Raw genomic sequence first — 22,525 nt, 5'->3', positions numbered from 1 at the left:
GAAATGTGATAGCAACTGTAAGGCAATATTGAATGAGTTGTTTTTAAATGGTGCATCATTTTTATACAGTTTGATTAAAAACATAGCGATCGAAAAAAAGCAGCCGAAGCTGCTTTGATAAAAAGAAAAGATTAGAAACGGTAGCCGATACCTGCATAACCTAAAATAGGATTAATTTCGATATCTGCTTTGGTTTTAATTAATTCCCCATATTTTGAATCATTCACAGTAATAGTAGCATCAGTACTTAAGTGAGCATAAGATACAGAGCCTACAGCGTACCATTTTTCATTAAAATCATAGGTAAAACCAACCGTTGCTACAGGAGCAAAAGTATCTGAAGCATCTAACTTAACTTTTGGATTTCCTGAGCTTTTTTTCTGGTCTAGAGCTGCGCCAGCTTTACCGTCTTTAATATTGACAATCATATGACCAGCATTGACAAGATCTTTTTCCAAGTCTGGGTTCATTTCTAGTTCACTGAAGTAAGCATACATGAACCCTAAACCAACATATGGTCTAAATTTATTTATACCGGTTTTTCCAAAGCGGTATTGGAGTTCGAATGCAGGTGTCCAAGCACGTGCGGAAGATGTCTTTTTATGGGCTTCTAAGTCCGTAATGAAAATATCTTTCTTTAATGGAAGATCACCAACTACTACACCTAATCCTTCTGGAGTAGCGATCCCTGTTAAAGGTGCATAAATTTTTCCTTTACCTTGAATATCTACTTTAGGAGGGATACCAGCTTTAACTTCCAACGACAGATTATCTGTAAAATGATAACTTGTCATGATCCCTAAGGTTAGAACATCATCGGCTTCAAGACCTGTACCTTGATTTTCCCATGAAGATAAACCATTGATTTCTGCTGTACCTGCAGTGCTCGCTCTGAGGTACTGTGCTCCATCATCACCTTTATAAGAGACAATACCTTCTTTACCCAAATTAAGGAGTGTATTTCTTTCTAGATCAAGAACGCCTTTTAATATAGCTTTTTTAGCTGTAGCTTCTGGTTGTGATTCATCAATCGCGTCTAACACAGAATCGCCTTTGACATCTCCAACTTTGGTTTTGGTTCCCTCTGCAACAGAGGTATTTACACGTATAGGTTGTCCTTTACCCGTTGGTTTTACATATAGGGGACCAGCTGAAATAGAGAAGCGCTTAAACCCATCTCCATCTTTGAGGCTAAAATATGGTGAATCTGCAAAAGTAAGTGTAGGAAGGGCACATAAACCTGTTGTAATCAGGCATGCAAATGACTTCTTCATCATCTTGGGACTCCATGTCCTAAAGTTTGTAAGGATTTTTCTTGCGCTCACCATAACGTTTTTTTATGCAGAATTTGTATAGATAGAATTTATAATTGTTATAACTATGAAAAAAATTGTAGTAATTAGATTAAAATTGAGTGATTTTTACGCTAAAAAGGGTGGGTACTTAAGTACCCACCCTTAAAAATGAATTATTGAAAACGTGAAAGATCTTCTTCAGGGCGAGCTGTCAATACTTCAATTCCAGTCTCAGTCACTAAGATGGTGTGTTCGTATTGAGCAGACAATTTATGATCTTTTGTGACAACAGTCCATTTATCACCTAATAATTTTGTTTGCCAAACGCCAGCGTTCACCATTGGTTCAATAGTAAAGGTCATGCCAGCCTCTAAACGCATTCCTGTACCTTTTTGTCCATAGTGTAGAACTTGTGGTTCATCATGGAACACATTTCCAATACCATGACCACAATATTCTCGAACTACGCTAAAACGCTCAGACTCAACATATTGTTGAATAGCATGTCCGATATCACCTAAATAAGAACCATCACGTACAGTCGCCATACCACGATACATGGCTTCTTGTGCAACCTGACACAAACGGTTTGCCAAAATAGAGGTCTCACCACCTACGATATACATCATATTGGTATCGCCGTGATAACCGTCTTTGATTACTGTGACATCAATATTTAGGATATCGCCGTTTTTTAAAATTTTATTTTCAGATGGAATACCATGACAAACGACATGGTTAACAGATGTGCAAATTGAATGTTGAAATGCAGGTCGACCTGGAGCTGCACCATAACCTACACAAGCAGGAATAGCATCTTGTACATTTTCAATATGATTGCGACAGATTGTATCGAGTTCTAAAGTACTCACTCCCGCTTTAATATGCGGTTTAATCATGTCTAAAACTTCAGCCGCCAATTTCCCCGCGATGCGCATTTTTTCAATTTCATCGGGAGTTTTGATTAATCGACGAGGAGCTGTATAAGTCGTGTTCATGATCTCTAAAAACTTTTGGTAATTCGCAAGCGTCTATGGTATAAATAGCCGCCTATTTTATCAAATGCTTTTCGTGACTATTTTCTAAATAAGAAGTGGTTCGAAAAATTGATAAGTAGTTATACAAAATCCGCACATATATCGTCACATTACTCTGGGTGCCTAGCAATAGGTGGAGAATGCGGATATATGGAGGCCTAACCCAAACTTTAAGGTAAAGAAAATGGCAGATTACAACGTAAGCATGCGCGACCTTCTTCAAGCAGGCGCACACTTTGGTCACCAAACTCGTTTCTGGAACCCAAAAATGCGTCAATACATTTTTGGCGCGCGTAACAAAATTCACATCATCAACCTTGAGCACACTGTTCCTGCGTTAAATGATGCATTGAACTTCGTTAACAACTTGGCGAGCAAAAAGAACAAAGTATTATTCGTTGGTACGAAACGTGCTGCTTCTAACATCATCCGTGAACAAGCTCAACGTGCTGGTCAACCATATGTAGATCACCGTTGGTTAGGTGGTATGTTGACGAACTGGAAAACTCTTCGCCAATCTATCAACCGTTTAAAAGATCTTCAAACTCAATCTCAAGATGGTACTTTTGCTAAGCTTACTAAACGTGAAGCTTTAGAGCGTACTCGTGAGATGGACAAGCTTGAACGTGCTTTAGGCGGCGTTAAGAACATGGGTGGTTTACCTGACGCATTATTTGTAATCGATGTTGACCACGAAGCGATTGCAATCAAAGAAGCTAAAAACTTAGGTATTCCTGTAATCGGTATCGTTGATACAAACTCAAACCCAGATAACGTAGATTACGTTATTCCTGGTAACGATGATGCGATCCGTGCAGTAACGTTATACGCTTCAGCTATGGCTGACGCTATCATTGCTGGTAAAGAATACGCTCAATCACAAGCGAACGCTCAAGCAAAAGGCGATGACGCTGCGAAAGACGCTTCTGAGGCTTAATGCGTTTTGACGCAAGCTTGTCATTTTTGCGACATGTAATGGTGGCAAATTAAAGCGTCGAGATTGCAAACGGTCCAGAGTTTCTTTGGGCCGTTTTTGTTGAACAGATTTATTTTCTACCGATTTAGGAGATCAACATGACTGCAATTACTGCAAGCATGGTAAAAGAATTACGTGACCGTACTGGTCTTGCAATGATGGAATGCAAAAAAGCATTAACAGAAGCAAACGGCGATATCGAACTTGCAATTGATAACCTTCGTAAATCAGGTCAAGCAAAAGCAGCTAAAAAAGCTGGTAACATTGCTGCTGATGGTGCGATCACGATCATTCAAAACGGTAACAAAGCGATTCTTGTTGAAGTTAACTGTCAAACTGACTTCGTTGCTAAAGACGACAACTTCAAAAACTTCTCTGACAAAGTTGCTACAGCTGCTCTTGCTGCTGGCGAAACTGATGCAGCAAAAATTGCTGAACTTAAGCTTGAAGACGGTGCTACTGTAGAAGAAGCTCGTGTTGCGCTTGTTCAAAAAATCGGTGAAAACATCCAAGTTCGTCGTGCACAAATCGTTGAAGGCGAAAACTTAGCTGTTTATAAGCACGGTTTAAAAATCGGTGTTGTTGTTTCTTATACAGGTGATGCAGATACTGGTAAAGGTATTGCAATGCATGTTGCCGCGTTCAACCCAGTTGCAGTAAATGCTGAAGCTGTTCCAGCTGACTTAATCGCTAAAGAGAAAGAAATTGCTGAAGCGAAAGCGTTAGAATCTGGCAAGCCAGCAAACATCGTTGAGAAAATGGTAACTGGTTCAGTAGAAAAATACTTGAACGAAGTTGCTCTTGATCGTCAAATGTATGTTATCGACAACGACAAGAAAGTTGCTGATGTATTAAAAGCAACTGGTACAGTTGTAGCTCAATTCGTTCGTTTCGAAGTAGGCGAAGGTATTGAGAAGAAAGCTGAAATGAGCTTTGCTGATGAAGTTGCTGCTGCTCAAGCTGCTGCTGCTCAATAATTTTTATTGAATCAGTAAAATAAAAAAACCCAGTCACTTTTGACTGGGTTTTTTTTATGCAAAATTATGATGTAGATGATGGCTCATCATGCTGTTCTTTAAATTTAGCCAAAGCATCAATGCGATATTGAATCAACATTTCACCTATTTCAACACCTTGAATATCTGGCGGTAAATCTTGAGCACGTATTTTTCTCACAATTTCCATCGCATCTAAGATGTATTGTGCTTGTGGATAGGGGTGATTCTCTAAACCTAAACGACCTTTGGCATCACATTCACATGCCTGTACAAATGCCTGAACCTTCTCAGGTTTGCGTAATACATCTAAACGTTGTAATAAGCGCCATAGCGTGCCAGGTTTAAGATTTTTGGCTTGGTGACATTTTAAATGTTCTTTACAAACGATAAGCGCCAAGTTCTTGAGCTGTGTAGGAACTTTTAAGCGATCAGAAATATCACCAACAGGTTTTAAACCTCTTTCTTCATGCATAATATGCTTGGGTAATTCCTCAGCAGGTGTGAGCGCCTTCCCTAAATCATGTACAAGTACTGCATAACGAACGTCTAGGGCGTAATTTGCTAAACAGGCTTGTCTTAATGACATTAATGTATGAATACCACAGTCAATTTCTGGGTGGAATTCGGGGCGTTGTGGAACACCAAATAATGCATCAATCTCAGGAAACAAAACTTTGAGAGCATTACAGTCTCTGAGCGTTTGAAAGTACACATCGGCATGATCTTCCATCAATGCACGAGAGGTTTCTTTCCAAACCCGTTCAGGTGTTAGTGCATCTAATTCACCAGAACTTGCGATTTCACTCATTAGGTTTAATGTTTCTTCAGCAATCTTAAATCCGTAAGCTGTATAACGTGCAGCAAATCTTGCAACGCGTAAAACACGAAGTGGATCTTCAATAAAAGCATCTGAGACATGGCGAAGAATTTTTTGGTTAAGATCATCTTGACCACCATAGGGATCATAAATGTTTCCATTTTCATCCATTGCCATTGCATTGATGGTGAGATCACGACGTATTAAGTCTTCTTCTAATTTGACTGTTTTATCGGTATGAAATTGAAATCCATGATATCCCACGCCAGACTTACGTTCTGTACGCGCGAGAGCATATTCTTCTTTTGTTTTTGGATGAAGAAATACAGGGAAGTCTTTACCTACAGGTTGAAATCCATCGGCGAGTAATTGTTCGGGTGTTGCTCCGACCACCACGTAATCTTTTTCGTGATAGGGGTGCCCAAGTAAATGATCTCTGACAGCACCGCCTACTAAATAAACTTGCATAAAAAACCTCTATTCTTCACACAATCATGCAACAGAATAGAGGTTTTCTCAAGCATTAAGCGAAGCTTTTCTCGAAAAGCTCTGCTTAAGATAATCAGTTTTGACTTTGCTGAATTTCTGCAACCGTCAATGCTGTCATATTAACTAAACGACGTGTTGTTGCCGTTGGGGTTAAAATATGAACAGGCTTAGCAGCACCTAATAAAATAGGACCAATAGTAACGTTGTTACCAGAAGTTGCTTTTAAGAGGTTAAATGAAATATTCGCTGCATCAAGATTAGGCATGATCAAAAGATTTGCTGAACCTTTAAAACGTGAGTTCGGGAATGCAAAATGACGAATATTGTCGTCTAATGCTGCATCACCATGCATTTCACCTTCAACTTCAAGCTCAGGAGCTTGTTCTGAAAGTAAACGGAAGACTTCACGCATCTTTTGAGCACTTGGGTCAAACTGATCACTACCAAAACTAGAGTGAGAAAGCAGAGCAACACGAGGTGTCATACCAAAGCGACGAACTTCTTCAGCAGCTAAAATTGTCATTTCAGCAAGCTGTTCAGCAGTAGGGTTAGTATTTACATAGGTATCAGCAATAAATAAGTTGCGATCTTCAAGCATAAGCGCATTTAAAGTAAAGAATGTACTGCGACCTTCTTTTAGTCCAATGACATTTTTAACGAAATCTAAATGGATATCGTAGCTTGAATAAGTACCACACAACATACCATCAGCTTTGCCAAACTTCACCATCAAAGCTGCGATTAGTGTTGAGCGACGACGTGCTTCACGCTGAGCATACTCAACTGTTACACCTTTACGCTGCATCGTTTGATAATAGTCTTTCCAGAACTCTTCATATAAAGGGTTTTGTTCTTGATCTGCGATTTCAATGTTTATGCCATGTTGTAAGCGTAAGCCTAATTTCTTGATATTCGCTTCGATCACAGTTGTACGGCCAATCAAGATTGGTTTAGCAAGGCCTTCATCAACAACGATTTGTACTGCACGCAACACGCGTTCGTCTTCGCCTTCAGCATAAGCAATACGTTTAGGATCAGATTTAGCTTGAGAGAAAATAGGCTTCATCAAGAATGCTGAGTTGTATACAAACTCAGAAAGACGCTGACGGTAAGCTGAGAAATCTTCGATAGGACGAGTTGCTACACCTGAATCCATCGCTGCTTTAGCAACTGCTGGTGCAATTTCAAGAATCAAGCGTTGATCAAGTGGGCGAGGAATTAAATAATTACGACCAAATGAAGCTGATTTCTCGCCATACGTTGCAGCATCTGCTTCAATATGAGCCATGCGAGCGATTGCATGTACACATGCGATCTTCATTTCCTCATTAATTGTAGTTGCACCGACGTCTAGTGCACCACGGAAGATATATGGGAAACAAAGCGCGTTGTTTACTTGGTTTGGATAGTCTGAACGACCAGTTGCCATAATGACATCAGGACGAACTTCATGTGCGTGCTCAGGTAAAATTTCCGGATCTGGGTTAGCTAAAGCAAAGATAATTGGGTTTTCAGCCATTTCTTTAACCATTTCTTTGGTTAAAATACCAGCTGCTGAAAGACCTAAGAACATATCAGCGCCAGCCATTACTTCATGTAATTGCGTTGCTTGAATGTCTTGTACATAACGTTTCTTTGATTCATCAAGACCATCACGTGAAGTTGTGAGTAAACCACGAGAGTCAGCTACGATGATATTTTGTTTATTTACACCGAGTGCACACAATAAATCTAAACAAGAGAGGGCAGCTGCACCCGCACCTGAAGCGACAATTTTAATATCTTCGATTTTTTTATTTACGATTTGCAATGCATTTAGAAGTGCAGAACCAACAATAATACTTGTACCGTGTTGGTCATCATGGAACACAGGAATTTTCATGCGTTCGCGTAATTTTTTCTCGATATAGAAACATTCAGGTGCTTTGATATCTTCTAGATTGATACCACCAAATGTTGGTTCAAGAGATGCCACGATATCGACGATTTTATCCGGATCATTTTCAGCGATTTCGATGTCGAAAACATCAACGCCAGCAAACTTCTTGAATAAAACGCCTTTACCTTCCATTACAGGTTTAGAGGCAAGAGGACCAATATTACCTAAACCAAGCACGGCGGTACCATTACTCACGACTGCGACTAGGTTTCCGCGAGCTGTGTATTTCGCAGCAGCAGAAGGGTCACGTTCGATTTCCAAACATGGAGCAGCAACACCAGGAGAATATGCAAGCGCTAAATCTCGTTGGTTAACGAGTTGCTTGCTAGGTGTCACACTGATTTTTCCTGGGGTTGGAAATTCATGGTAATACAAAGCGGCTTGTTTTAAAGATTGATCGTCCATCTGAGTCTCGATTGTTCCGATAATAATCAGGATATATGTCTGATTATTATATTAAGATAAGTGCACAAGAATATAGCACTAGTTCACGCATTCGCCCAGTCAAAATAGCTTATTTTCACTGAACGTATGTGCTTATTGACAATTTATTTTTTGATCAAAATAAACATTCAAAAAGCTCGAATTGTAACGTTATATGGAATATCTCGCGGTTGACATTCTCATGTGTTGTTGCAAGTAGTCTGTAGCATCCGAAGCAGTTAAAGGTTTCGCAAATAAGTAACCCTGTAATATGTCACAATTTTGTCGCTTCAAGTAGTCACGTTGCTGTTCAGTTTCTACACCTTCAGCAACAACTTTTAAGCCAATGGTTTTACCCATGGCAATCATGGCATTAACTATCGCATCTTGCTTTGGATCACCAATTTTTGAAATGAATGTACGGTCAATTTTTAAAATGTCAATTGGATATTCGGTTAGGTAGGCGAGTGAAGAATAACCAGTCCCGAAGTCATCTAATGCAATTGAAATATTGCGTTCTTTGAGTGCACAAAGCACCATTTTTACGTTTTCAGTATTTTCTAAAAACGCAGATTCAGTGATTTCTAATTCAAGATTTTCCCCACCAATTGAGTATTGATCTAACACAGCATCAATATCTTGAAGCAATTGTCCCCGCAAGATTTGTTGAGCAACAATGTTCACAGCAACGTGTATGTGGACAAAGCCAAGTTTTTGCCAAACTTGAAGTTGACGAGCTGCCTCATAAAGTACAAAACGACCAATATCAGAAATTAGACTTGTACTTTCAGCAACTGGAATAAAGATGTCAGGCATGATTAAGCCTTTTGTTGGATGCTTCCAACGAATCAGAGCTTCAAAACCTGTAATATTGGAATTTTGAGTATTTATCTTTGGTTGGTAATACACCACAAGTTCTTTATTTTGAATTGCTTTTCTTAGATCAAGCTCTAAATCCGTATGCTTAGCCACAAAGTTTGTGCGTTCGCTTGAGTAATAACGGATGGTATTTCCACCTAAACGTTTGGCTTCTGTGAGTGCTTGTTCTGCGTGAGTATTTAAATTATCTACTTGACGTCCATGCTCAGGGTAAATTGCAACACCAATCGAGATACTAACCACATGTTCTTGATCTGCAATGTAGAAAGGTTTGCTAAAGGCTTCCACGATATTATTGCAAATTTGATGAATTGGAGGGTGCAAAGGGGACATTTCATAGATGATTGCAAAATCATCAGCACTTAAATGAGCGACCAATAATGCATCTATATTGCTGATTCGTAGGCGTTGTGCAACTTGTTTTAAAAGCTCATTACCAGCTTGATTACTTAATAATTCATTTAATGCACGGAATCGATCTATATTTAAGCGAATGACGGCTAGATGCTGAATCGATGCTTCATTTACCAAGTATTGATGGAGTTGTTGATGGTAATAAAAGCGATTTGGTAGATCAGTTAAAGTGTCATAATTGGTTAAATATGATAAGCGTTGTTCTTGGTGTTTACGTTCACTTTGATCTGAAACGATACCGATATAATTTAATACTCGATCAGACTCATCTTTAACTGCATTGATATGTATCCAAAGAAAACAAGATTTTTCAGATAGATAGGTTTCTTGGAACTCTCCTTCATATTCAAATTCTTCATGTAAAGTATCGAGAATAGAGAGATGAAAATTTAAGTGATGTTGTTTCGTCTGTTTTGTGATTTCGAATAAATGTTTATTCAAAATATATTGTTTGTCTAAACCAGTAAGTTGTTCATATTTTGGATTGACTTCAAGATAGTTAAAGTTTTCATCTAGAATAAAAATACCTTCAGATGCTTGTTCAAAAACACTTGCGGCTAATTTTAGTCGTTCTTGATCTTTCTTTTCTTGATTAATGTCTCGATGAATACCAACCATTCTTAGTGGAGTACCGTCTTTTGGATTTCGCTGAATCACCTGACCAACATCATGAATCCAACTCCAATCACCATTCGAACGTTTTATTCTGAAGGTTTCTTCATAACGTTTGGTTTGACCACACAAATGACTATATATCGTATTTTTTACACGTTCAGCATCATCAGGATGAACGATTTTAATCAATAGTTCGTAATGATTCTCTGAATTGCGTGTCACTTCTTTTTGGTGAGAATTTGTTACACCAACCGTATTCTCTTCAAGATTCCATTCCCATGGACGGATTCCAGCAGTTTCATGCGCAAATGCTAAATTTTGACGATGCTCTTCGAGTCGCTCATTCATCTTAGTAAGATCGTATGTCCGTTCACGTACTTTCTGTTCCAATAAATGGTTGTTGAATTGCAGTTGTGCCTCGATATCTTTAGATTTATTTACTTCTCGCTGCAATTGTTGGCATAGCTCTTCAGTCCATTGGTTATGTTGTTCTGCAACATCTATCAGTTGCTTATTTTTTTCAAGGACTTGAAAGAAACGTTTATGAATTTTGAACGTTGCATGTGCACATAATAAAGTTGCAACAAAAGAAAAATAATAGGCTACATAAAACAAAGTATGTTCTTGGTCTCTGTTTATAATCTGAGAAAGAACAAGAGGGAAAACACTAGGAATAAAAAACAAGAAAAAATAACGAATATGCTGAGTTAAAAAGGTCAGCGAAATAATGTGTGATGAAGTGAGGAGTAGTGCAGTTAATGTGAGAATGTGAGAATGTGAGAGATGGGGAACATCTTTAATAAGCAGTTGGCTAATAACCACACTGCCTACACCCAGTAAGCTACCTATACAAAGACAAATCAGTTGAAAAGTCAGATTGGTTTTTTTAGCATGACGAACGGATGTGTAATGTTTAAGCGAGAAGTTACAGATAATTAAAAAAATACTTAATACAATTAGTGAACTTATCGTCCAAATAGAGAAGATGTTTAAATCAAATGAATAGAAAAAACCGAATAAAAAATAATCGATTAAAATAATGAAGATTACGCTTACAACAAATAGACGTATATGGTTAGGATAATTAATCTGATCCGTATATATAAATTGTGGCAAATTTTTTTCCAGAACCCCTGACATATAAAGAATAATCCTTTTCGTTTTTTATCAGTGTTCACAGTCTTTATTTTTTTGTAAACACTATAGAGTTTTGTTTTAAATTAACGCTAAACACAACTGAAAGCAAATGAAATGTATCAATTGCTAGCAAAGTGATAATTTAAAATTGATAAAGCCACGACCGGAGCTGTTTCTGTCCTTAGAACACGATCTCCGATACACCAATTTACAAATCCATGTTGATTCGATAGCCCAATTTCTGATTCACTCAGACCACCTTCTGGGCCAATCAATAAAGCGAGTTCTAGTTGTGCATCTAGTAATACATTTTTCTGATCTTTGTTCGGCGCCATTACAAAACGCGATATTGGCAGATCTGTTTGAATCCATTCCTCGATTGAAATTGGAGCTAAAACTTTAGGCACAATATTCATTCCACATTGTTCACAGGCTGCGACTGCAACTGATTGCCAATGGTCTAATTTCTTTTGATCACGGTCATATTTAAGACGCATTTCACAACGATCACTGGTTAATAATTGAATCGTTGTTACACCAAGTTCAGTTGCTTTTTGAATCGCATAATCCATGCGATCACCTTTGCTCATCACTTGACCCAAAATCACCTTGAATGGTGCAGTTCGATTGATTTCTTCAAAATGATCAACAGATACGAAAGCATTTTTCTTGTTAATTTCAGTTAGCGTTACACGATATTCACCACCTTTTCCATTAAAAAAGATGGCTTTTTCTTGTACTTTCGCACGAAGTACACGAACCCAATGATGAAATACTGACTCAGTTAATTCAATCGTGTTGCCAGTATTTAATTCAGTTTCGATATAAAAACGATTCATGCTTGGGTCGTGCTCGTAGAAATTAGTTTAAACCTAAATCAACAACAAGTTGTCGGGTTGGTTCAGTTTGGTTCATTGAGTAAAAATGTAGCGTAGGTGCTCCACCAGCAATTAAGCGTTCACAAAGGTTAACGATGACTTCGTGACCAAATGCTTTAATGCTTGCGCTGTCATCACCATAAGCTGCAAGTTGCTTGCGAATCCAACGTGGGATTTCTGCACCTGTACCATCCGCAAAACGAATCAAGTTGCTTGCATTTGTGATCGGCATAATACCCGGTGCGATAGGAATATTAATTCCTGATTTCGCTAAGCGTTCGATGAAATAGAAATATGCATCAGGATTAAAGAAGAATTGGGTAATTCCTGCATTTGCGCCAGCTTGTACTTTTTCGACGAACCGTTGGATGTCTGCATCAAAACTTTCAGCTTGTGGATGCATTTCAGGATACGCAGCAACTTCGATATGGAAATGATCACCTGAATGTTCGCGTATGAATCGAACTAAGTCTTGAGCATACGGAAGTTCACCTAAGCCAACCTGACCAGAAGGCAAGTCACCTCTTAGTGCAACGATGCGGTCAATTCCTTGTGATTTGTAAAGATCAAGAAGTTCAGCAATACGTGCTTTGTCATCACCAATACAAGAAAGGTGAGGTGCAACTGGTGTGCCCTTACCATTAAAATCATTAATCGCTGCTAAAGTACGTTCACGGGTTGAGCCACCGGCACCGTAAGTAATAGAAAAAAACTCAGGGTTGAGAAGTTGTAACTCTTGATGAACAACACGTAATTTTTCTGCACCAGCATCAGTTTTCGGTGGGAAAAACTCGAAAGAAATAGGCACTCGTTTCGTCATTTCAAATCCTTTTATAAATTACTGAGAAGATTTTATAAAAAAGGGCAGTCCGTGAAACGTCTGCCCTAATTGTCTTAGTATTTATAAGCGTCAGATTTGAATGGGCCTTCAACAGGTACACCTAGATAATCAGCTTGAACTTGAGTTAATTGAGTTACTACACCACCAAAGCCTGCAACCATTGCCGCTGCAACTTCTTCGTCTAATTTCTTAGGAAGAACTTCAACACGAATCGCCGCTTGCTTTTGATCAGCTGGTAAATCTGCAAATTTCTCAGCGAAAAGATGCATTTGTGCGAGCACTTGGTTTGCAAAAGAACCATCCATAACACGTGATGGGTGACCTGTTGCATTTCCAAGGTTCACTAAACGACCTTCAGATAAAAGGATGAGATAGTTATTTTCATCTTCTGAGCGGTACACTTGGTGAACTTGAGGCTTCACTTCAACCCATTTATAACCACGTAAGTATGCCGTGTCGATTTCAGTATCAAAGTGACCAATGTTACATACCACAGCACCAGCTTTTAAGCTGTCTAACATTGCTGAATCACACACGTGGTAGTTACCAGTAGTTGTGACAACAAGGTCGGTATTTGATAACAAGTCTTGGTTAATGTCTTCTTTCTTGCCAGTTTGAACGCCATTTTTATATGGAGAAACAACCTCGTAACCATCCATACATGCTTGCATTGCACAGATAGGATCTACTTCTGTCACACGAACAATCATGCCTTCTTGACGTAAAGACTGAGCTGAACCTTTACCTACATCGCCATAACCAATCACTAAAGCGCGGCGACCAGAAAGTAACATATCAGTTGCACGTTTGATTGCATCATTTAATGAGTGACGGCAACCATATTTGTTGTCGTTTTTAGACTTAGTAATCGAGTCATTAACGTTGATTGCAGGAACTTTAAGAGAACCATCTTTCCAAATTTCCAACAAACGTTGTACACCTGTTGTGGTCTCTTCAGTAATACCGTGGATGCGCTCTAAAAGAGCAGGGTATTTGTCATGAACAAGTGCAGTCAAGTCACCGCCATCGTCCAAAATCATGTTGGCATCCCAAGGTTTGCCGTTCACATTGATTTGTTGCTCTAAGCACCACACATATTCTTCTTCAGTTTCGCCTTTCCAAGCAAAAACAGGAATACCACGAGCTGCAATTGCAGCAGCAGCATGGTCTTGTGTTGAGAAGATGTTACATGAAGTCCAACGAACTTCTGCACCGAGTTCAATCAAAGTTTCAATAAGAACTGCTGTTTGGATTGTCATATGAATACAACCCAAAATTTTAGCGCCAGCAAGTGGTTTAGCAGCTGCATAACGCTTACGTAAGCCGATCAAAGCTGGCATTTCTGCTTCAGCAAGTTTGATCTCTTTACGACCGTAGTCAGCAAGGGAAATATCAGCAACTTTATAATCTGTAAATGAAGCATTCACCGCGTTCATCAGGATCTCCTAGAAAAAATAGTATTGATCATTCAGTTCGCGGATGCCGTTGTTGGTTCAAACGAATGTTTAACCGATCGTCGAGCCTGGCATGTGATTTATAGTCATAAATCAAATGTCGCAGCATCCCTCGACTAGGACATTATAATACTTGGAAAACTGTTTTGTTCCAATGTTATTTTTTCGAGAGATGGTTATAAAGTGAGAGATTGAAATTAAAAAGCAAAATTTGATTTGGTCTCTTTTATGCTTTAGGGCTTCATGTCCGTTTGAAACCCTAAATAATTAGTATGAACATTATGCTTTTAAATGGTCTTCAAATTCTTCACCGAGTTGCATTGCTAAAGCATTTCCTGATAAGTCACCAGTAACCAAGCCGTATTCTTTTTTAAAACTGAAAGTGAACCCGCGATTGTCTGCTAAATTTTTCACCGAATAACCTAATTTTTCTAACCAAATACGGAAAGCCAATAAATTTTTTGCTTTAACAACTCTGTTTTTCATAACCAGTACTCCTTGTGAATCATTGTTCATTAATAGGGGTTGATGAATTTTTTTTAAAGGGGGATTGCATATATTTATTTTTCTAGATGTAAATAATGTAAAACTAGAGTAAATTTTTAATACTAATTTTTGAGAATTAAAAAAATAAATAATTGTATTATATTGAAAAAATAAAATATTTAAGTGATATTCGATAAGCTGAAAAGCAATAAATCTGGGAAAATATATGTAAAAAATAATTTCATTTTCCACAATATGGCTAGGTTGGAAAATGAAATTATTGATTAACCTAAAATTTTAAAATTGATCTTTCAGACTACGAATGCGGGCAAACTCTTCAGCATTTTCTGTGCGTAAAAATGGATTAGTTTCTAGCTCAAGTTCTATCGTAGAGGGTAGAGTGATTTGATCTGATTCTCTTAGCATTTTTACTTGCTCGAAACGTTCTTGAAGAGCAATATTATGAGGTTCTATGGTTAACGCAAATTCAGCATTCGAAAGTGTATATTCATGAGTACAATATACTTTTGTCTGAATAGGTAAAGCTGCCAATCTATTCAATGAATGATACATTTGCTCAGCAGTACCTTCAAATAAGCGACCGCATCCCATTGCAAACAAAGTATCTCCACAAAACAAAGAATCTATTTCTTCAATAAAATAAGTGATATGACCTAAAGTATGTCCAGGAGTTGCAATCACTTCAATTTTTAAATCATTAAAGAAAAAATGGTAATCATGCTGTAAAGGGTTTGAAAGGTAGGGAATTTTGCTGAGTTCATCACGCGGACCATAAACCAGAATGTTTTGCTCAGCCAACAAGCCTTCTACGCCATTTGTATGATCAGGATGCCAATGCGTCAGCCAAATTTGTTTAAGGTGTAATTGATGTGTTTCACAAAAATCCGTGACTAGTTTCGCTTCTGTTGGATCTACAACAATCACTTCATTTGTACGTGTGTCTTCTAACAACCAAATGTAATTTTTTAGGTTGTTTTTAACATCGATAACGTGGATTTTGTATTGCATAAACTATCCCTAAAACAGTTATTAAAATAACTTTTGTAGATCAATCAGAAAATCATTACTTAACAGTGTAAGTCCAAATTGTGACAAGTGCAAAAGCATGAACAGCTTATCAAGTGACTTATTGACCTTTCACGTCATTATATGACCTATCAAATCTAGGGTTGTATTTAAGGTTGACAAGTGTAGTAAATTGCATGAATATGAGATCAGAAGTCTTTATAAGATCATGATTTCTATGGGGCTTTGACAAAGAACGGAAACTCGATATTTGAATAATAAACTCGAGCTAATATATCTAAATAAATAATTATGAATATATGAAAAGGATGAAGTGGTGCTTGTGGGATATAAGAAGAATGAGGAGGGATTATGTCTGAATTAGTTGATCATGAAGTTGTCACTATTTTTAAAAAATATTTGCATCCCTTATCAGCAAAACTCACTGAAATGTTGAATGAACATTTCAGTCATCAAACTGAAAGACGGGGATGTGGTTATACACAAGCCACACGGGTAATAGCTGAGTTTGTTTCACAACCACGTGATTTAATTGGCTTTCAAGACTTACGCATTTTTGATGACTACGATACCAAAGCACTAAGAAATATTTTAAATCAATCTTCGTCATATGGTTTGGAGTTATCTACATGGCGCAATTTGGATCAAAATCCACAAGTGATTGAGAGTTTAACTCGTTTGAATCCCCAAGAAACATTTACCCAAAACCTGCAACAAGAATATGATTTTCAATCGAAATTAAGAAAACTACATCAATATGCAGAGTTAGAAGAAAGTATACTGATATGTCAGTTACTTGCAGATATTATTCTTCCACAAGATTCAACAGCCTTAGATATGATTGAATGTCTTGCGCTGACCGAGAAGCCTAAAGTGGGTTCTTGTCCAATGGCGGAGAAGTTCTTTTTAAGAATTGCACATCATCGACTTCTTAGACAAGGCGAGATAAATATTTTTGTAGATGAACATGATCAACCGATAATGATGGAAAAAATGAATATGGGTGATAATCATTCCTGTATCAGTTTAGTTCCTTTGATCATGAATGGTGTACGGTTACCAGCAGGGAGTCTGTTTTCTGCACAATATGAGATAGAGAACTTAGAGAAATCAAAAAATAAACAATATAAAGGTTATGTGATTCCGATTTCTCAGATGAATGGTTTTTGGTTTTTAAGACTGACGACATTAGCTGTATCTCCTCAAAATCGAGCGCGCGCTTTTGGTTATCATTTCAAGCAACAAGTCGATAACGGGCTATTTAGACCTGATTCAACTGAATTGAGTCAATTGATGGAAATTGCTCGAGATCAGTTATGCGTAGAGCATCCATGCTAAAAGCTTGTTATTCACCTCGATATTACGCAAAGACACATACCAACAGTATGGAGAAGCTTTCAGCTGTGGCGGAGGTCTTGCACCAGCAACAAATGGTAGAATTTGTTGATCCTGGAATAATAGATGTTGAGATTTTAAAAAAGTTACACAACCCTCAGTTTGTTGACGCCTTTGTAACAGGTGAAAGTTCTTTCGCAACTATCCAAGGATTTAAACCGTGGAATGAACAATTACGTGATGCAATTTTGTCAGTACAAGCAGGACAGTTGGTTGCTGCTGAGATCGCTTTTAAAGAGGGTGTGGCAGCCAATATTGCCCAAGGTTTTCATCATGCTAGTTATGAGTCGGGTGCTGCATATTGTACTTTTAATGGCCTAGCATTGGTGGCAAAACAATATCCAGAAAAGCGCATTTTTATTTTGGATTGTGACCAACACGGTGGTGATGGTACTGCCATTTTTACTAACCGCCTGAGTAATCTTGTGAATTTTGGAATTTTTGGGATTCGATTCGGTTGTAAAGCTGGTGAGCGTAGTCTGACGCGCTATATTCATCCAAAAAATGGAAATTTTGATTTATATCGAGAAGCCGTATTTGAGGCATTTCAATACGCTTCTCGTTGGGAAGCAGACTTAATTATTTATCAAGCAGGGATGGATTGCCATCAGCATGATAAGTATGGGTCTAAATGGTTTACGACAGAATTGTTATATGCTCGAGACTATTTGGTTTTTGATATGGCAAAAAAAATGAAAATCCCAATTTTGTTTGTTTTGGCTGGTGGATATCAACAATTAGAGGATTTGGTACCATTACATGTAAATACCTTCAAGGCTGCAAATGAGATTTACTATCCTATGTAAATAAAAAACTCTCAAAATAAACAAAAATCATTTTGAGAGTTTTTTGATGTTTTAACTTATCGAAGTTTAGCTAACCAGTCACCAAAAGATTGAACGAATTGAACTAAAAGCAATAGCACGATCACGGTTAAGATGACCACACTAGTATCAAAGCGTTGATAACCGTATGAAATCGCTAAATCACCAATACCGCCCGCACCAACTGCACCTGCCATCGCCGTTGCGCCAATTAAAGAAATTGTGCCAGTGGTTAAGTTAAGGATAAGGGAGCTACGTGCTTCAGGAATGATAAACTTGAAGATAATTTGCCAAGGCGAAGCTCCCATTGCTTGTGCAGATTCAACAATCCCTTCGTTAACTTCAAGTAAAGATGTTTCGATGAGACGACCTAAATATGGTCCTACATAGATCGTTAGAGGCACAATCGCAGCCCATGTCCCAATTGATGTACCGACTAACAGTTTAGTCAAAGGGATAACAGCAATCAGTAAAATAATAAAGGGCAAAGAGCGGAGTGCGTTTACGATGGGGTTTATGGCATAGTAAATTGCTTTATTCTGTAAAATACCACCTGTACGCGTAACAACTAAAGTTATGCCTTGAATGAATCCCCAAATGCAGCCGAACAATAAGGCGAAGAAAACCATTTGAAATGTTTCTTGCAATGCTGTAACAAACTGGTCGATTGTTAAAGCGCTTTTCCAAAAAGGAGCTGTCACTTCAGTGAGCCACTGTACAATTAAATCTCTCATTGACTGACTCCTGATTGCTCAACTTTTACACCTTGACCCTCAAGAAATTTGATTGCTTCCTGAATGATGAGTTGATCGCCCAAAAGTTGAATAAACATTTGTCCGATTACAGTGCCATTAATTTCAGTCATGTTTGCAAAAAGAATATTTAAGCTGATATCGAATTTTTTAATGACGGCTTGAATAACAGTTTCTTGGGCTGACGTGCCGAGAAATTGCAAGCTATAGATACTATTGTGATTTTGGTGTTCTAAATTATCTAAAATATTAATCGGCAATTGCTGTTGTAAAACAGTTTGAATAAAGGTTTTGGTTGTGGGATGTTGAGGCTGACTGAAAATATCTAAAGTTGGACCAGTTTCAATCACTTTGCCCGCTTCCATGACCGCAACATAATCGCAAACAGATTCAATTACATCCATTTCATGGGTCACCATAACAATCGTAATATTCTGCTCTTTATTAATCTTCTTTAATAATGCTAGTACAGATTTTGTGGTTTGAGGATCTAGAGCGGAAGTTGCCTCATCACAAAGCAGGATTTTAGGATGATTGGCCAGTGCACGTGCAATACCCACGCGTTGCTTTTGACCGCCAGACAACTCATCTGGATATGCATCTTTCTTATGTTTTAGGTCAATAAAGTCTAACAGCTCATTCAAACGCTTTTCACGTTCAACTTTGCTATGACCCAGTAATTTTAGTGGCATCTCGATATTTTCAGATACCGTCTTGGTCTGTAATAAATTGAAATGTTGAAAGATCATGCCAATATTTGCACGTTCTTGACGAAGGCTACGGGCATCTAAAGCCGTAAAATCAGTCTGATTGATAATGACTTGACCTTGAGTAGGGCGTTCAAGCAGATTAATCAAACGTATTAGCGTACTTTTCCCCGCACCACTATACCCAATAATGCCAAATATACTGCCTTCTGGAATCTCTAAATTAATTTGATCCAGAGCGTTGATCGTTTGACCTTTTAGCTGGTAATGCTTTGAAATATTTTTAAATTGGATCATATCGTCAATACTAAGCAAAAATGAAAAAAACAGGCAAAGTGATTTGCCTGTTTCCTATACAGATTATATTACGAATTTGTTTCTGTGAGATAACTAACAGGTTTATTCACGTCAACTTTCGTACCAGCAAAATGTTCTTGAACATATTTTTTCACCGCTTCAGTGTGATAAAGAGTTCCTAGCTTTTGTAATACAGGATCATTTTTTCTTGAATCAGCTACAGCTAAAATGTTGACATTCAGCTTCGTGCTTTGGTCAATTGGTTCATAAAAGATAGAATCTTTTAGAACATTTAAACCACCTTCCATTGCAAGGGTATTCCCCAATACAATCGCATCAACTTCATCTTTAACGCGTACAGCAGTTGCCATTTGAATTGGTTTAATATCGAGTTTTTTCGTATTTTCGATAATATCGCTTGGTGTGCCTTTTGCTGGATCAAAGTCAGCTTTTAGTTTGATCAAACCAGCACTTTGTAATAACAATAACGCACGAGCTTCGTTTGCTGCATCGTTTGGAATCGCGATAGAAGCACCTTCAGCAAACTCTTCGACCTTTTTGACTTTGCTTGAGTAGATGCCCATAGGCTCTAAGTACGTCGTTGAAACTGGTGCAATCTTATCTTGATTTGAAGCATTGAAAGCAACAAGGTAAGCATATGATTGGAATGCATTCACATCAACTTCTTTATTTGCTACAGCTGTATTCATTGCTACATAGTCTGTAAAGTTTTTCACTTCAAGCTTGATACCAGCAGCTTTAGTTTCTGGCAAGGTCGCAATAAAACGCCAAATATCAGCATCTGAACCTGTTGATGCCATTACAACGGTTTGTAATCCACCCGCTTCATTTTTTTGTTCTGCTTTGGTGTCAGGTTGTTTACTGCACGCTGCAAGTAATAACACAGACACACTTAAAAAAAGACTAATTAGCTTTTTCATGTGTAAATCCTAATCGGAATAATGCTTAGTAAATAATCCGCTAATGCATTACTTAAGAGCTATAGGGTTCTTGTTACAAAGAGGTGAGTCGGTTCAAAATTTAGTGTTATGAACAGGCGACTGATCGAATTATTTGCAACAACAGAAAATTAAGAACGTTGATCTTAAGAATTTGACTTAAGCACATTAGTTCAATAATTTTCATATCAAATCGAGATTAGCTGATACTTTTCGAGTTAAATTTCATATTCTTATTCATATATAAAAAAATATGTATATAACTAAAAGTACTCGCCGAAAATTTTGGCAATCATAACAATAATTCGGGTTCTGTTATAGTGTTCTATTTTGTACTTGTGGGTATAAATATATGATTATTAGAAAAATAGTTTAATTTTGGTAAAAGTAAATAAATGATACTTTTGTAGTTTTTTCTAATGGTGGAAATGTCAGATTTTATTGAATTAGTGATATATATTTTTCTGAATTTAATATTTAAATAATGAATAAGGAAATGATTTTTATGCTAATTAAAGAATAAAAAAGCCTTCCGAAGAAGGCTTTTGTTAATTAACCAAAGCTTATTCTGCTTTTTCACGTGCAATTGCGCGATAACCAATATCACTACGATACTGCATACCTGTAAATGTCACTTGACCACATACTTCTAGTGCATTGATTTGAGCTTCTAGAACGGTGTCTCCAAGCGCAGTCACGCAAAGCACGCGACCGCCTGCAGTAATCACATGACCATCTTCAGTCGTTGCAGTACCTGCATGGAAAATTTTTGTATCTTCTGGAGATTGACCAATACCTGATATCACATCGCCTTTGCGTACAGTTTCAGGATATCCTTCAGCTGCAAGTACAATACCGATTGATTTGCGATCATCCCATTCAGCTTCACTTGGTAAGTTACCAGCAATACCAGCTTCAATCAAATCAACTAAAGATGATTTTAAACGCATCATGATTGGTTGAGTTTCAGGATCACCAAAACGACAGTTAAACTCGATCACACGTGGTTGGCCTTGTTCATCAATCATCAAACCAGCATACAAGAAACCAGTATAAACATGACCATCTGCTGCCATACCATCAACAGTAGGACGCATAACTTCGTTCATTACGCGTTCAAATACTTCCGGTGTAACAACTGGAGCAGGAGAGTACGCACCCATACCACCCGTATTTGGACCTTGGTCACCTTCAAAAATACGCTTATGGTCTTGTGAAGTTGCCATCGGTAAAATGTTTTTACCGTCGATCATGCAAATGAAGCTTGCTTCTTCACCTTCGAGGAATTGTTCAATCACAACACGTGATCCAGCATCACCGAATTTGTTGCCCGCTAACATATCATCAATGGCATCAAATGCTTCTTGGTTAGTCATCGCAACGATAACGCCTTTACCTGCAGCTAAACCATCAGCTTTAATTACAATAGGGGCGCCATTCTGCTCGACATAAGCCTTCGCAGCATCCACTTCAGTAAATACATCATAAAAAGCAGTTGGAATGTTATGACGTTTTAAGAAATGTTTAGCGAATGCTTTTGAACCTTCAAGCTGAGCTGCGTATTGAGTTGGACCCCAAATTTTTAGACCAGCTTCGCGTGCTGCATCCACAACACCATTTACTAATGGAGCTTCAGGTCCTACGATCACTAAAGCAACATCATTTGCTTTGGCAAAAGCGATAATTGCTGGATTATCTAGAATATCAAGTTCAACGTTTTCACATTTGTCTTCAGTTGCAGTGCCTGCATTGCCTGGCGCAACAAAAACTTTAGTCACTTGTGCATCTTGTGCGATTTTCCATGCAAGTGCATGTTCACGGCCACCGCTACCCAAAACTAAAATATTCATTATTAATTTATTTCCT

18 protein-coding genes are annotated in these 22,525 nt (G+C 37.9%); 4 read left to right on the top strand and 14 right to left on the bottom strand.

All coding sequences use genetic code 11. The features are described 5' to 3' along the window. Positions 1-131: 131 nt before the first annotated feature. Positions 132-1,277, bottom strand: a complete 1,146-nt coding sequence (locus IRT38_RS13280; RefSeq protein WP_194597965.1) for an OmpW/AlkL family protein — start codon at positions 1,275-1,277, stop codon at positions 132-134. A 191-nt stretch (positions 1,278-1,468) separates the two neighbouring features. Next, positions 1,469-2,293: a type I methionyl aminopeptidase gene (map, locus tag IRT38_RS13275; protein WP_194597964.1), complete on the bottom strand. Its 825-nt coding sequence runs from the start codon at positions 2,291-2,293 to the stop codon at positions 1,469-1,471. Positions 2,294-2,516: 223 nt separating this feature from the next. Here map and rpsB point away from each other — a divergent pair, with 223 nt between their 5' ends. Both rpsB and tsf read left to right on the top strand, forming a co-directional pair. Continuing rightward, positions 2,517-3,269, top strand: a complete 753-nt coding sequence (rpsB, locus tag IRT38_RS13270; RefSeq protein WP_004912304.1) for a 30S ribosomal protein S2 — start codon at positions 2,517-2,519, stop codon at positions 3,267-3,269. A gap of 137 nt (positions 3,270-3,406) precedes the next feature. Further along, complete coding sequence (gene tsf / locus IRT38_RS13265) at positions 3,407-4,285, top strand: translation elongation factor Ts (protein ID WP_004955180.1); 879 nt, start codon at positions 3,407-3,409, stop codon at positions 4,283-4,285. A 64-nt stretch (positions 4,286-4,349) separates the two neighbouring features. On the opposite strand, the gene IRT38_RS13260 is transcribed toward tsf, so the two are convergent. The 8 genes from IRT38_RS13260 to gloB all read right to left on the bottom strand — a co-directional run bounded on the left by IRT38_RS13260 (position 4,350) and on the right by gloB (position 15,707). Beyond that, a complete protein-coding gene (locus IRT38_RS13260; RefSeq protein WP_194597963.1) occupies positions 4,350-5,591 on the bottom strand; it encodes a multifunctional CCA addition/repair protein in 1,242 nt (413 codons plus the stop codon). Between the two features lie 94 nt (positions 5,592-5,685). Further along, complete coding sequence (locus IRT38_RS13255; RefSeq protein WP_194597962.1) at positions 5,686-7,956, bottom strand: NADP-dependent malic enzyme; 2,271 nt, start codon at positions 7,954-7,956, stop codon at positions 5,686-5,688. Positions 7,957-8,145: 189 nt separating this feature from the next. After that, positions 8,146-11,022: an EAL domain-containing protein gene (locus IRT38_RS13250; protein ID WP_194597961.1), complete on the bottom strand. Its 2,877-nt coding sequence runs from the start codon at positions 11,020-11,022 to the stop codon at positions 8,146-8,148. Between the two features lie 116 nt (positions 11,023-11,138). Beyond that, positions 11,139-11,858, bottom strand: coding sequence for a 16S rRNA (uracil(1498)-N(3))-methyltransferase (locus tag IRT38_RS13245; RefSeq protein ID WP_194597960.1), 720 nt, complete (start codon positions 11,856-11,858; stop codon positions 11,139-11,141). 22 nt (positions 11,859-11,880) lie between these two features. Continuing rightward, entirely contained in the window at positions 11,881-12,717 is an 837-nt protein-coding gene (gene metF / locus IRT38_RS13240; protein ID WP_004912291.1) for a methylenetetrahydrofolate reductase [NAD(P)H], read from the bottom strand. Positions 12,718-12,791: 74 nt separating this feature from the next. Beyond that, the gene (gene ahcY / locus IRT38_RS13235; protein ID WP_194597959.1) at positions 12,792-14,174 is read right to left on the bottom strand and encodes an adenosylhomocysteinase; all 1,383 of its coding nucleotides are present in this window, start codon (positions 14,172-14,174) and stop codon (positions 12,792-12,794) included. Positions 14,175-14,471: 297 nt separating this feature from the next. Then, positions 14,472-14,678 carry a hypothetical protein gene (locus tag IRT38_RS13230; RefSeq protein WP_004676939.1) on the bottom strand — a complete coding sequence of 69 codons (207 nt, stop codon included), beginning with the start codon at positions 14,676-14,678 and terminating at the stop codon, positions 14,472-14,474. A gap of 297 nt (positions 14,679-14,975) precedes the next feature. Then, the gene (gene gloB / locus IRT38_RS13225; RefSeq protein ID WP_151738640.1) at positions 14,976-15,707 is read right to left on the bottom strand and encodes a hydroxyacylglutathione hydrolase; all 732 of its coding nucleotides are present in this window, start codon (positions 15,705-15,707) and stop codon (positions 14,976-14,978) included. A gap of 369 nt (positions 15,708-16,076) precedes the next feature. Between gloB and IRT38_RS13220 the strand changes: the two genes are divergently transcribed. Beyond that, positions 16,077-17,063, top strand: coding sequence for a hypothetical protein (locus IRT38_RS13220; protein ID WP_194597958.1), 987 nt, complete (start codon positions 16,077-16,079; stop codon positions 17,061-17,063). Continuing rightward, entirely contained in the window at positions 17,057-17,926 is an 870-nt protein-coding gene (locus tag IRT38_RS13215) for a hypothetical protein (RefSeq protein WP_004962983.1), read from the top strand. The genes IRT38_RS13220 and IRT38_RS13215 overlap by 7 nt, the downstream gene beginning before the upstream one ends. 56 nt (positions 17,927-17,982) lie before the next feature. Here IRT38_RS13215 and IRT38_RS13210 read toward each other — a convergent pair whose 3' ends face one another. The 4 genes from IRT38_RS13210 to purD all read right to left on the bottom strand — a co-directional run bounded on the left by IRT38_RS13210 (position 17,983) and on the right by purD (position 22,509). Further along, complete coding sequence (locus IRT38_RS13210; protein WP_004912277.1) at positions 17,983-18,678, bottom strand: methionine ABC transporter permease; 696 nt, start codon at positions 18,676-18,678, stop codon at positions 17,983-17,985. After that, positions 18,675-19,700: a methionine ABC transporter ATP-binding protein gene (locus tag IRT38_RS13205; RefSeq protein WP_004912274.1), complete on the bottom strand. Its 1,026-nt coding sequence runs from the start codon at positions 19,698-19,700 to the stop codon at positions 18,675-18,677. The genes IRT38_RS13210 and IRT38_RS13205 overlap by 4 nt, the downstream gene beginning before the upstream one ends. Before the next feature lie 68 nt (positions 19,701-19,768). Further along, positions 19,769-20,641, bottom strand: a complete 873-nt coding sequence (locus IRT38_RS13200; RefSeq protein ID WP_004955163.1) for a MetQ/NlpA family ABC transporter substrate-binding protein — start codon at positions 20,639-20,641, stop codon at positions 19,769-19,771. A 581-nt stretch (positions 20,642-21,222) separates the two neighbouring features. After that, on the bottom strand, positions 21,223-22,509 hold the full coding sequence (purD, locus tag IRT38_RS13195; RefSeq protein WP_194597957.1) for a phosphoribosylamine--glycine ligase: 1,287 nt from the start codon (positions 22,507-22,509) through the stop codon (positions 21,223-21,225). Between the last annotated feature and the right edge of the window lie 16 nt (positions 22,510-22,525).

Origin of the sequence: Acinetobacter sp. SK-43 (genome assembly GCF_015351505.1) — a bacterium.
GTDB classification, from domain to species: domain Bacteria; phylum Pseudomonadota; class Gammaproteobacteria; order Pseudomonadales; family Moraxellaceae; genus Acinetobacter; species Acinetobacter junii.
Note: the sequence above shows the minus strand (reverse complement) of the source record. Positions and strands in the feature narration are given on the sequence as shown.